General features: G+C 47.3%; 10 protein-coding genes. 5 read left to right on the top strand and 5 right to left on the bottom strand.

The genetic code is table 11. The features are described from left to right. Positions 1 to 94: 94 nt before the first annotated feature. From F752_RS24620 to F752_RS0119060, 3 genes are all read right to left on the bottom strand, one after another. Entirely contained in the window at positions 95 to 580 is a 486-nt protein-coding gene (locus F752_RS24620; protein ID WP_051049923.1) for a DUF4168 domain-containing protein, read from the bottom strand. Positions 581 to 732: 152 nt separating this feature from the next. Further along, positions 733 to 1,497, bottom strand: a complete 765-nt coding sequence (locus tag F752_RS0119065; RefSeq protein WP_017733348.1) for an SDR family oxidoreductase — start codon at positions 1,495 to 1,497, stop codon at positions 733 to 735. 159 nt (positions 1,498 to 1,656) lie between these two features. Continuing rightward, positions 1,657 to 2,097 (bottom strand): organic hydroperoxide resistance protein, encoded by a 441-nt coding sequence (locus F752_RS0119060; protein WP_017733347.1) that lies wholly within the window; start codon positions 2,095 to 2,097, stop codon positions 1,657 to 1,659. 290 nt (positions 2,098 to 2,387) lie between these two features. Between F752_RS0119060 and F752_RS0119055 the strand changes: the two genes are divergently transcribed. After that, positions 2,388 to 3,374 carry a DUF6929 family protein gene (locus tag F752_RS0119055; protein ID WP_152425209.1) on the top strand — a complete coding sequence of 329 codons (987 nt, stop codon included), beginning with the start codon at positions 2,388 to 2,390 and terminating at the stop codon, positions 3,372 to 3,374. 45 nt (positions 3,375 to 3,419) lie between these two features. On the opposite strand, the gene F752_RS0119050 is transcribed toward F752_RS0119055, so the two are convergent. Beyond that, entirely contained in the window at positions 3,420 to 4,253 is an 834-nt protein-coding gene (locus F752_RS0119050) for a DUF4249 domain-containing protein (protein WP_017733345.1), read from the bottom strand. After that, positions 4,253 to 6,655 carry a TonB-dependent receptor gene (locus F752_RS0119045; RefSeq protein ID WP_017733344.1) on the bottom strand — a complete coding sequence of 801 codons (2,403 nt, stop codon included), beginning with the start codon at positions 6,653 to 6,655 and terminating at the stop codon, positions 4,253 to 4,255. Before F752_RS0119045 ends, F752_RS0119050 begins: the two co-directional genes overlap by 1 nt. A gap of 230 nt (positions 6,656 to 6,885) precedes the next feature. Here F752_RS0119045 and F752_RS0119040 point away from each other — a divergent pair, with 230 nt between their 5' ends. The 4 genes from F752_RS0119040 (at position 6,886) to F752_RS0119025 (ending at position 12,491) form a co-directional block, all read left to right on the top strand. Next, on the top strand, positions 6,886 to 7,314 hold the full coding sequence (locus F752_RS0119040) for an FKBP-type peptidyl-prolyl cis-trans isomerase (RefSeq protein ID WP_026135850.1): 429 nt from the start codon (positions 6,886 to 6,888) through the stop codon (positions 7,312 to 7,314). A gap of 147 nt (positions 7,315 to 7,461) precedes the next feature. Then, on the top strand, positions 7,462 to 9,648 hold the full coding sequence (locus F752_RS0119035; protein ID WP_017733342.1) for a peptidase domain-containing ABC transporter: 2,187 nt from the start codon (positions 7,462 to 7,464) through the stop codon (positions 9,646 to 9,648). 21 nt (positions 9,649 to 9,669) lie between these two features. After that, a complete protein-coding gene (locus tag F752_RS0119030; RefSeq protein WP_017733341.1) occupies positions 9,670 to 11,034 on the top strand; it encodes an HlyD family secretion protein in 1,365 nt (454 codons plus the stop codon). Further along, positions 11,034 to 12,491, top strand: coding sequence for a TolC family protein (locus F752_RS0119025; RefSeq protein WP_017733340.1), 1,458 nt, complete (start codon positions 11,034 to 11,036; stop codon positions 12,489 to 12,491). The genes F752_RS0119030 and F752_RS0119025 overlap by 1 nt, the downstream gene beginning before the upstream one ends. The last annotated feature ends 12 nt before the right edge of the window (positions 12,492 to 12,503 follow it).

Raw genomic sequence — 12,503 nt, 5'->3', positions numbered from 1 at the left:
CAGACTCTTCAAAACATAAAAAAAGTGGCCGGAATTTCTTCCGACCACTCATGCTATTCATGAGCCGCCTTTCTCTTTTTGCATGGGAACAGTTTTATTCCTGTTTTCCCACTTTCTCTTCTAGGAGCTGGTTAATTTCCTGTTGCAGCTCAGGGTCCTGCTGGTAAGCCATTCCAATTTGCTGGTAGGTTTGCTGGCCTATTTCCTCTTCAATCAGCTGGCTAATTTCTTTCTGGGCTTCCTGCTGCACTTCCATTATTTTTTGGGCAGCCTTGTTGAAAGCAGCCATTTCTTCGGCTGTAGCATCTATTTCGCTGATGTTCTGTTGCTGCTGGCGGGCCATCAGAATTTCATTGAACTTTGCAAGGTCAATGTTTTCTTCCTCCTCAATGGCCTGCATCATTACAGTTTCATTCTCCATTCTTATTTCATTGGCCTTGATGTAGACATCCACAAACTGCTCCAGTTCATCGTCGCTAAAATCAGTTTTTATCTGCTCCTGTTCTGCTGATACCTGTGCCATGGCAGCGCCACTCATAAAAAGGGCTGCCGCCAGCGAAAGCAAGAACTTTATTTTCATTCCCGCTATTTCCTTTTTTAAATTCGTCATCTTCTGGTGTTAATTATTTGTGAAAAAAATAATGCACTATCAGTTTAGTGCATTTTTTCAGCATACGGATGCCCGGGAGTGATGTTCCATTCCAGTGGATTTATTTCTCCTGCCTCCTGTATCTATAGGGCACTGATGCTCATGCCACCGTCAATAATAATGTTCTGGCCGGTAATGTAAGAAGCCTTTTCCATGGCTAAAAAAGCGACAGCTCCTGCCATTTCCTCAGCCTCGGCAATGCGTTTCTGGGGTGTGCGTGCAATAATGGGGTTGGCTCTTTCGGCATCGGAAAGGAGCCCTTTTGTTAAGGGCGTTTGGGTAAACCAGGGAGAGACGGTATTCACCCGAATATTCTCCTCTGCCCACTCGGCAGCCAGATTCCTGCTGAGTTGAATAAGGCCGGCCTTTGACATACTATAGGGGGAGCCGGTACGAACATCGAACATTCCGGCAATAGAGGCAATGTTGATGATAGAAGTATTTTTCCCCTCTTTCAGGAGGGGAAACAGCTGGCGGCACAGTTCAAAAGGAGCCATCAGGTTTACTTCCATCACCTGCCGGTATTCCTGCTCCAGGTAATCGGTTGTTGATTTACGTATATTGGTGCCGGCATTGTTTACCAGCACATCTAAAGCACCCCAATGCTCGCTAATCCAGCTTTGCAGTCGCATCCGGTCTTCTGGCTTACTAACATCTGCAGATAAGCCGCTTGCTTTAAATCCTTCTTCCCGAAGCTCCTTTTCTATCTGCTGTACCTGCTCTTTATTACGAGCGGTAAAAAGAACTTCGGCACCAAGCCCTAAAAATTCCTTTACAATGGCCAGCCCTATTCCTTTGGTGCCGCCGGTAACCAGCGCCCTTTTGTTTTTTAAATCCCAGTGAGTCATTAATTTCAGTTGGTAGCGTATGTAATAAATGTGGTTCAGCACCTTTTTGGTGTCAGCTGTGCTGGTTTATCTGGCAAAAAAAAGGCGTTGGGTGGTGAGCTTCATTCAGGTGAAGCTTTAACCTTTCAGGTGCCGGTTTATAATGGGTTCCGGAAAACTCTATTTTGTTACCAGGTCTACCTCTACATTCCCTTTAATGGCTTTAGAATAAGGGCAAATTTCATTTGTCTTTTTAATTAGTCGCTGTTTAGCCTCTTCTTCCAGTCCGTCGGCCTGCATTTCCATTTTTACTTTTAAGCCAAAGCCATTATCCTGCGGATCTTTTCCTAAGGAAACATGGCAGGTAACTTTTAATGCATCGTCTTCAAGTTTCAGGCCCAGGGTTTCAGCGGCAAGCTTTGCCGCACTACTAAAGCAGGCAGCATATCCTGCCGCAAAGAGTTGTTCCGGATTGGTTTTTCCCTGCGCGCCATCACCTCCCAGCTCTCTGGGTTCGGTAGTGCTCAGGTTTATAGCTCCGTCGGAAGATTTTACCTGCCCGTGGCGTCCTCCTTCTGAAGTGGCAGAAGCGGTATATTGTACTTTTATTTCTTTACTCATAAGTATGGATGTTTATAAACTTTCGTTTTGTTGTTATAACAGTTTGTATAGTCTTGTGTTGAAGTTATTCTTCTTTATTTGTACAAACTTTCCTTTTTTGCCATGAAGCCTGTTTGTGGAGTAACACTCCGACTCCCTTACTGCGCTGGCTGCCTTGCTTGCTCCATTCTTTTCAGTAGCGGCTAACAATATGTTTGTAAAACTATTGAGGAGTGCAGGAGCAGCCTTTTAGCCCCGAGTGGCAGACAGCATTTATTAAAGATAATTTCAAGTGAAGTTTTAACCCTTTTATGATGATTTTTCTTCCACTGGCGCTTATCTTTAGTCTTTTACCTATACTCATTCATCATCAGAATCCAATGATTATAACAGGCCGTGCAGTTATATTAGAAGAAGTTCCTTCCGGTTCCGGACTGGCAGTGGAAAAGGGCAGGGTATATATTGTGGGAGATGATTCTCCCTTCCTTTTTACTCTCAGTGCCAGTTTCGAGTCCATGAATAAAACGCTGCTCCTGCCCTCTTTTAAGGAGATGCACCGGATTCCCAAGCCGCTTAAGCCGGATTTTGAAAGCTTGCTTGCCGACACTTCCGGCAGTCAGCTGGTGCTTTATGCTTTTGGCTCTGGCTCTAAATCGGTGGAGCGCGATAGCCTGCTGCAAATAACGATGGGCGAGCCTGTGCAGGTGGAGCATTTTTCTTTGAGTGCTTTTTATGCAGCCTTAATGGAAAGGATGCAAATAGGCATAGAAAGCTTTAACCTCGAAGGAGCAGCTCTGATGGACGGTACTGTTTATTTATTCAACCGCGGTAATAATTATATCATTACTCTCCGTTGGGACAACTTTAAGGCTTACCTGAAAAATGAGAAAGAGTTGCAGGAGCTGGAAATGAACTTTTATCCTATTATCCTGCCGGAAATAAAAGGTGTAACCGCAGGCTTTTCCGGCGCCTGTCCGGTACCTGAAAAGCGTGCCCTGCTGTTTACGGCTACGGTTGAGGATACCCAAAACTGGATTGATGACGGAGACATTTTAGGGAGCTTTATTGGTAGCCTTTCTGTAGATGAGCTGGAGAAAGGGAGACCTACCCGCACTGTTTTAGTGATTGATGAAGAGGGCACGGGCATACTGGAGAAGCTGGAGTCCATTGATATCGTTTCGCAAACACCTGAAGGAGATTTCCATGCCCTTTCGGTGGCAGATAATGATGATGGGGCTTCTAGCTTGCTGGAGCTTAAAATCACCAAAGACTTTTTCGAACCTGAAGAGGAAAGGTAAAAAGAAAGGCAGCCTTTTTTGGCTGTCCTCTTAAACGACCGATATTTATTCCTCTTCCTCCTCCCTGATAATGATGGTGCCGGTGGTAACCGAAGCTACCTGGAAATAGCCCAGTGGCGGGTTATCAGGATCGGTGAGGTTGGTGATGGTACTTACCGGGTTTTGCGGCGGCGGACTAAAGAGGCCCCCGTCGTTGAACAGGAGCGTTACCAGCTCAAGGTAATACTGGTACATTTCCTTTTCAAGCGTATACATCTCAATTCGTACAGTATCGCTGTTTCCGAAAGGATAGCTAAACCGAATGTTCGCCAGGGTGTCGGGTACGGGCGGCTCAGAATTGTTCTGGAGCAGGAAGTCGGTGCGGTCGTTATAAAGCGAGTCATTCTCATACACTTTAAAGCGGAAATAGTTATTCCGGTCTGCCGGCAGTCTGCCGAAAAAGAAAATATAGTATCCTTCTTCAAAAATAGGATTGGCCTCAAAGTAGCGATAGTTGAGTGAATCAATTACAGCCTCCTCAAGCAGGGTGCCGGTATCTTCGTACACATTCCCGTTCCACTCGATGTGCAGCGTATAGCTGCGCCCAATCACCCCTTCAAGCGAATCAGTAACATACAGCCCTGGTTCAATCTGTTCCAGGGTATCGGCATGGCCCTTATTGTCGCTGATAATCACCAGCGCCTCGGTTACCGGCGGCGGGGGCGCATCGGAAAAGTAGTCCTGCGTAAGGCTGAGACGTACGGTATGCGGCCCTTCTGTATCGGTTAGCTCCGCTTCAATTACTAACTGCGGGTCTTCTACAGGCAGGTCAAACACTACCTCTTCGCGGCAGCCAATCAGCAGAAAAACAGCCAGAAAAATTATAATATATGTTTTCATTATGGCTTAAAGGTAAAATTATAGGTAACAGAGGGTATAATGCTGAACAGGTACAGTTTTACGGCTCCCGGGCGGCGACTCACTACCGGCTCTCCCTGTCCGGGTTCAAAGGAAGGATCATCGTTATAAATATCTTCAAAGGTTATGCTAAAGGCATTTTCCCTGGCATATACATTGTAAATGGAGAATGACCAGCTTCCTACCCACTTTTTATCTTTACGAGGGACTCCATTAAAGGTGGCGGACAGGTCGAGCCGATGGTAAGGGGGCATGCGGTGCGCGTTCCGGCGGCTATTATCATATACAGGCACCGTTTGCCCTGCAATAACCGTACGCCCAACCGGAAAGGATACGGCAGAGCCTGTACGGTATACGAAAGCGCCGGAGAAGGTCCAGCGGGGGCTGGCTTCATGGTTTACCACCAGCGAAAGGTCGTGGGTACGGTCGTAGCGGGCAGGGTAAGGCTGGTCGTTATTAATGCCACCGACCTGGCGCATGGTACGGCTGAGGGTATAGCCCAGCCAGCCGGTGGTGTTGCCCAGGTTTTTACGGAGGAGCCATTCCGCTCCATAGGCCCAGCCTCTTCCTTCCAGTATCTCGGTTTCAATGTTGTTGGTGAGCAATACCTGGGCAGCCGGTTTAAAATCAATCAGCCGATCCATCCACTTATAATATAGCTCCACAGAGGCTTCGTATGTATTTTTGTCGAAGTTTCTGAAATAGCCCATGGCTACCTGGTCGCCTATGAGCGGACGAATGTAGGCATCGGCCGGAATCCAGCGGTCAATCGGCAGGCCTGCGGTGGCATTGGAGGCAATCTGCAGGTATTGCATCATCCGGTTATAAGATACTTTTACAGAACTATTATCGCTCAGCAGGTAGCGGGCCCCAAAGCGTGGCTCCCAGCCATCGTAGAATTTAATTTTTTCGAAGTTGCCGTACTCCAGTGTATCTGTAATAGATTCGTTTGTTCTGGGGAGTCCGGGAGTATAGGTATATACCTTACTCGGCCCGATATTCTGAAAGGTGGAGTAGCGGAGTCCGTATTCCAGCGATAAGCGGTCGGTAATTTCCTGCTTATTGCCTGCATAAAGAGCCTGTTCAAAGGCATAACGGTCGAAGAGCTCTAAATCCTGAATGGCAGACTCTCCCTTAAATGTAATTTCCGGAGGGCCAAAATGGTGGTAAATGCTATTGGAGCCAAAGCTGATGGTGTTTTGCGGATTCAGGAACCAGGAGAAATCCAGCTTCAGGTTTTGCTCCTCCAGTATGGACTGCCACAGAAAGCTATTGACGCCGTCATCGGCATCAAAGCCATAATCGTATTGGCTGTAAATAAGGGAGGTATTGAGGAATAATTTATCGCTGAAGAGGTGGTTCCAGCGGGCGGTGGCGGTAGTGTTTCCCCAGTCGAGTCCAAAGAGGTTGTCCATGCCAAACACATCGCGCCCAAAATACCCGGAGAGGTAAAAGCGGTTGTTGTCGTTGAGGGTATAATTGGCTTTGGCATTAAAGTCGTAAAAATAAAGGGTGCTGCTGTTAATCTCTTCGTCTGAGCTCAGGCGGAGGAACAGGTCGGCATAGGTGCGACGGCCTGAAACGATGAAAGAGGAACGATCTTTAACAATAGGTCCTTCTGCCGTTAACCGGCTGGAAATGGAGCCAATGCCACCCGAAAAAACATAGTTTTTATCATTGCCGTCGCGCATTTGTATATCGATTATAGAAGAGAGGCGACCACCGAAGCGGGCAGGAATACCCCCCTTGTAAATTTCAAGGTTCTTAATGGCATCGGGATTAAAAACGGAAAAGAAACCTAAAAAGTGAGAGGCATTGTAAACCGTTGCTTCGTCGAGCAGGATAAGGTTCTGGTCGGCAGAGCCACCACGTACAAACAGGCCGGTAGTACCTTCGCCGGCAGTGGCTACTCCTGGCAGTAGCTGGAGTGTTTTAAGCACATCTACTTCTCCAAAGAGGGCAGGCAGTGCCTTTACTGTTTCAATAGATAGCTTTTCGCGCCCCATGGCTACTTCCGCTATATTGGCATCCTGTCGTTCTGCACTCACCACTACTTCCTGCAATTCCAGGCGGGCGGGCTGCAGGCTAATGTTTAATCTGGTGTCCTGCTCCAGGTTTACCTGCTGTACCTCCTTTTCGTAGCCAATGTAGTTATAGACAACAGTGTACTTGCCTGCCGGGAGGCTAAGGGAATAAAAACCATATACGTTGCTGGTGGCGCCGGTAGAAGGCTGGCTCTGCAAACTAATGGTAGCACCAATGAGCTCTTCACCTGTAGTAGCGTCCTGCACATACCCACTCAGGCTGTAGGTTTCGTCTGACTGTGCCATGGCCATAAAAGGAAAAAAGAGAAGGCAGAAAAAGAGCGTTTTTAAATGATACATACGTTAGGGTAATTTGGCCTGCAAAGCTCGCTAATTCAACGCACATCTGCCGGGAATATTGATATATTTTCATTCTAATTCCTTTAAATCAGAAGGCTGAAAAAGGCTAAAATGCAAATTCCGGCATCCAAGAAAGCTTCCATAATTTTTGAATCCTTTACTTAAAAGCCGTATCTTGCAGTAAGGGCTTGTTTATGAGCCTTGTTTATTCATTTTTAAAGTTTTTTACAATGTCACAAGCAAAACAAGGAGATACCGTTAAGGTACACTATACCGGAAAACTCAATGATGGAAGCGTATTCGATTCCTCCGTAAATCGCGAACCACTGCAATTTACGCTGGGTGCCGGTAACATGATTCCCGGTTTTGAGAAGGCTGTGGAAGGGATGGGAGTAGGCGATAAGAAAACAGCCGAAATTGCATCTGAGCAGGCTTACGGAGAAAAGAGAGAAGATATGATTATTTCTGTTCCGCGCGAAAATGTTCCTGGCGATATCAGCCCTGAAGTAGGTCAGCAACTGGCCGTACAGCAGCAGGGTGGTCAGCAGGTGCCGGTAACAGTTACCGAAGTAACGGAAGAGAAGGTAGTATTGGATGCCAACCACCCATTAGCGGGCAAGGATTTAGTATTTGAAATTGAGCTGGTTGAGATAGCCTAAATTAGCACGTAAAAAATTGAAACCCATGCATTTTGTATGGTTTTTTTTTTGAGCATTTTTTTATTTTTTCCTGACCGTGGAGGTTTTGTGTCTTACTTTTGCAGCTCTGTTGCAGGCAGATATGTCTGAACCTAAAAATTCCTGTGAATGAACAACCGGCAAATCTTTAAGATTGTAGCACATTATAAGAATCTGTTAAAGCCTGCCTATACCAAGCCCGATGCAGGCGAAACAGAGCCTTATCACCCTCCATACAGCCGGGAGGAAGTACCCGATTTTATTCATCATCTCATTGAGGCGGGCAGCAGGGCCCATCTTATTTTTATTGAAAATAACTTACCTGAAAAAGAATTTCCTCGGTACCTCCAGGAGATGGAGGTCCCTTTTATTGCCTTTGCCGAAACGGCAGAGGGTGTAGTGCCAGTGTGTGTGCAGGCGAAAGGTAAAGAAAAATGGGGCGCGACTTTTTTCGGAGAGGATGGGGGTGTAAAGAACAGGGAAATAGCCCCGGCAGATATTCATCTTTACAGAACCACTTCCGGGAATGTTCATTTCCTTACGGCCATCTCTTTCGATAGCCTGCTGAGCGAAACATCTGCTGAGCAAAAGCCAGATGAGGCTTTTACTCCTGTAACCCGTCTGCTCAAACTGCTCTCTACAGAGCGTAAAGATATCTGGTATATCTACGTTTATGCCATTTTTGCCGGAATTATCAGCCTGGCGCTCCCGCTGGGAATACAGGCAATTATCGGGATGATTTCAGGTGGCTTAATTTTTAGTTCTGTTATTCTCCTGGTGGGCCTGGTAATTCTGGCTGTACTTATTGTAGGTGGCCTCCAGATCATGCAAATAAGTCTGGTGGAGGTGCTCCAGCGGCGCGTTTTTACAAAGGCAGCATATGAATTCTCCTTCCGGATTCCGCGGATAAAAGTAGAAAGCATTCGGGAGTATTATGCGCCGGAGCTCATGAATCGCTTTTTTGATATCTTAACTATTCAGAAAGGTCTTCCAAAGCTGCTCATCGATATCTCATCTGCCAGCCTGCAAATTTTCTTCGGACTTATTCTGCTATCTCTTTACCATCCCTTTTTTGTGATTTTTGGCATTTTCCTGCTGTTGATGTTAGGCAGTATTTTTTACTTTACAGGTAGTAAAGGGCTCAAATCTTCGCTGGTAGAATCGAAATACAAGTATAAGGTTGCCTTTTGGCTGGAAGAACTCGCCCGAACCCTCAATGCTTTTAAAATGGCAGGTAATACGACCCTTCCTATCCGCAAAGCCGACCAGTATGTCAACAGCTATCTGCATTACCGCCACGACCATTTTAAGGTGTTACTCAGCCAGTATCGTTATTTCGTGCTGTTTAAAACACTGGTAACGGGAGGTCTGCTGATTATTGGCAGCTTACTGGTGGTAGACAGGCAAATTACCCTTGGACAGTTTGTTGCCTCGGAGATTATCATCATTCTTGTTTTAAATGCAGTAGAAAAAATTATTACCTATATGGATACGGTTTATGACCTGCTGACAGCTGTTGAAAAGATAGGTAATGTAACAGACCTGCCACTGGAGCGGAGTGGCGGAATAAGTATTCCACGCAATTATTTGCAGGGAGGCCTGCAGCTACGGGTGCGTAATCTCAATTACCAGTTTGCAGACGGTGGGTATGCTTTAAAAGGAGTTAATCTTGATGTTCAGTCTGGCGAAAGAATAGGCATAACGGGTTATAACCAGTCAGGGAAGAGCACGCTTGCCAATATACTGGCTGGCATTTTTACGGAGTTTGAAGGGGCCATCACCATTAACGGGTTCTCCTACCGTGACCTCGACCTCATTAATATGCGCGATTATGTGGCCAAAAATATTTCGCATGAAGATATTTTCGACGGCACCATTCTCGACAACCTGGGCCTTGGGAAGCCTGCCATTCATTACCCGGAAATAGTAGAGGCGATAGAGCTGGTGGGGCTGAGCGACTTTATTAACAGCATGCCGGACGGGCTACATACCCATGTAACCAGTGCAGGACAGGGGCTTCCCCACAGTGTGGTGCAAAAGCTAATACTCGCCCGCTGTATTGTAAAGAAGCCCCGTTTACTCATCCTCAACGATTACTTTGGCGGTTTTGCGAAAAAGGAGAAAAAAAGGCTGATGCAGCTCTTAAGTAGTGCCGACAGAGGCTGGACCCTGCTTGCTTTCTCCAATGACGCTGTGGTGCTGAAATCCTGCCAGCGGGTAGTGGTGCTGGAAGGGGGTAAGGTGGTAGCGGAGGAGCCTTACCAGGTTTTAAAACACCAAAACCTTCTTAATGAAATTTTAGAAACGGGTGTTTAACACCGGCCTATCAGTAACAGCATGTTAAACTTATCGCCGAATAAAATAAAAAGTAACATTGCAGAGGAGCATCTTTCGGCCTTAAAGGTATTGCAGACCCCTAAGGCAGGAAAGCTGCTGGCACGCTGGATTATCGGAATTTTTCTGCTAATGGTTGGTGCAATGTTCCTGCCCTGGCAACAGAACATCCGTGGAGATGGGGAGATTACCGCCATTAATCCTGCTGACAGGCCACAGACTGTAGAAACCGCGATTGCCGGTCGTATTGAGGAGTGGTTTATTCAGGAAGGACAACGTGTAGCTAGAGGCGATACGCTGTTACGGCTTTCGGAGGTTAAGGAAAAGTATTTTGATCCTGATTTGTTGGAGCGGCTTCGTGAGCAACTGGAGGCCAAGGAGTCGACCATTGCAAATAAAGAAGAAAAAGCCGATGCCCTGCGCGATCAGCTTCAGGCTATGGAGGAAGGCCTGCAGCTAAAACTGGCACAGGCCCGGAATAAGCTGCAGCAGATCATCCTTAAAGTTAAAAGCGATAGTGCCGACCTGGTGTCGGAGCAGGTGCAGAACAAAATTGCAGAGGAACAGCTGGAGCGCCAGCAGGCCCTGTTCGAAAAGGGACTGAAGTCACGTGCTGAGCTTGAAAGCAGGAGCTTAAAGTTTCAGGAAAGCAGGGCAAAGGTTGTGGCGCAGGAAAATAAATATCTGGCAGCCCAGAATGAGCTGATGAATGCACGGATTGAACTCAATTCTATTGAGACAGAAGTTCGTGAGAAAATGAGTAAGGCACGCTCCGAACTGAGTGCCACCCTTTCAGAAGTAAATACCAGCGAGGGAGAGCTGGCCAAGCTGAGGAACGAGTATGCCAATATGCGCATCCGCAGCGAAAATTATTACCTCACGGCTCCGCAAAGCGGCTTTATTGTACAGGCACAAAAGGCAGGAATAGGCGAAACCCTTAAAGAGGGCGAGGCGGTTGTCACTATTATGCCGGCAAATCCCGGAATAGCCGCAGCCTTATACATTAAACCTATGGATGTGCCCCTGCTAAGCAAAGGACGTAAAGTGCGCCTGGAGTTCGAAGGCTGGCCGGCTCTTCAGTTTAGTGGCTGGCCCAGTGTTTCTGTAGGTACCTTTGGGGGTGTTGTGCGGGTAATAGATTATGTGGAAAGCCCGGTTCAGCCGAATATGTATCGGATTCTGGTAGTGCCGGACCCGGATGATGAGCCCTGGCCTCCCCAGCTGCGGATGGGCTCCGGTGTGCATGGCTGGGTAATGCTCGATGAGGTGCCGGTTTGGTATGAAATATGGCGGCAGCTGAATGGCTTTCCGGCCAGCCTTAAAGAAGCGCCGGATACTTATTATGAAGAAAAAGAACTGAAAAAATAATGCATAGCAGGCAGGTTTTCAGAAGGGTTATAATAATCCTGTGCGGCTGGCTGGGCTTTGCCCATACGCTTTCTGCCCAGGAAGATCCAGGTGAAAAAACCATTTTTCCGCTGGAGGCTTTGTATGAGAGAGTGCTGGAGTATCATCCACAGTTACAGCAGGCCGGTTTACTGACAGAGGAGGCCAAAATGCTTATTCGTGAAGCCAGGGGGGCTTTCGATCCCAAACTGGTGTCGGAATTTGAGCAAAAGTACTTTAACGACAAGGAGTACTTTACGGTATGGAAGAGTGAGCTAAAAATACCAACGCTCATCAATACCGACCTGAAGGTAGGCTATGAGCAGAACAGTGGAATTTATCTTAACCCTCAGAATAAGCTTCCTGAAGCTGGCTTAGTATATGCCGGTATAAGTGTACCGCTAGGGCAGGGGCTCCTGACCGATAGTCGCCGTACAGCTTTGCGGGTAGCCCAGCTCGAGACAGAGCTTGCCGAAGCAGAGCGGGTAAAGCTTATCAATAAGTTTCTGTATGAAGCGGCAAAAGATTACTGGACCTGGGCCCTGGCTTATCAGCAACTGCGCCTGAACGAAGAAGGGGTAGAGCTGGCACGCTTCCGGTTTGAAGGCATACGGGAAAGCGTATTTGTGGGAGATTTGGCTCCCATTGATTCTGTAGAGGCTGCCATTACCGTTCAAAGCAGGGAAATCGAGTATCTTCAAAGTAAGCTTGAGTACAAAAATGCCCTTCTGCAACTGGCCGTTTACCTGTGGACCGAAGAAGGAGAGCCTCTGCTGCCACAAGCAGGTATTGCACCGGAGGAGTTGGTACAGCTGGTGCCGGTGCCGCTGCAGGCTGTTGAAGAGTTAATGAGTCTCGTGGAGACACAGCATCCTGATTTGCGGAAGCTCCAAGCGAAAATAGAACAGCTCGAAGTAGAGGAGCGCCTGTATCGTGAGCTGTTAAAACCTGTTGTAGACCTCCAGTATAATTACCTGCGACAGCCCGAGCAGGTAGTGGTTGAGGAAATTCCTTTGGCTTTTAGCGAAAACTATAAGCTGGGTGTAAATTTTGCTTTTCCTTTACTACTTCGGAAAGAGCGGGCAAAGCTTCAGTTAAACCGGATTAAGCAGAAACAGACTTTTTTTGCACTCCATCAGCGCCAGCGGGAGCTTAGTGCAGGTCTTGAGCAGGCATATAATGAGTATCTTAACCTGAAAAGGCTCCTTGTGGCACAGCAGACCATTGTGCGGGATTATCAGCGGCTGCAGGAAGGAGAAATAGAAAAATTTGAAGCAGGTGAAAGCTCTCTCTTCCTGGTGAACCAACGCGAGAACAAGTTACTGGAGGCCAGGCAAAAACTGCTGGAGCTTGCAGCCAAATACCAGAAGGCACGGGCAGCAGTGCTTTGGTCTGCAGGCCTTTCCGTGTCGGGCGAGCTGACCGAAGCAGGATTGTAAGATGAAAAGGGG

Source organism: Nafulsella turpanensis ZLM-10 (genome assembly GCF_000346615.1).
GTDB lineage: Bacteria > Bacteroidota > Bacteroidia > Cytophagales > Cyclobacteriaceae > Nafulsella > Nafulsella turpanensis.
The sequence above is the reverse complement of the archived record's forward strand: the minus strand, read 5'-3'. Positions and strand labels throughout refer to the sequence as shown.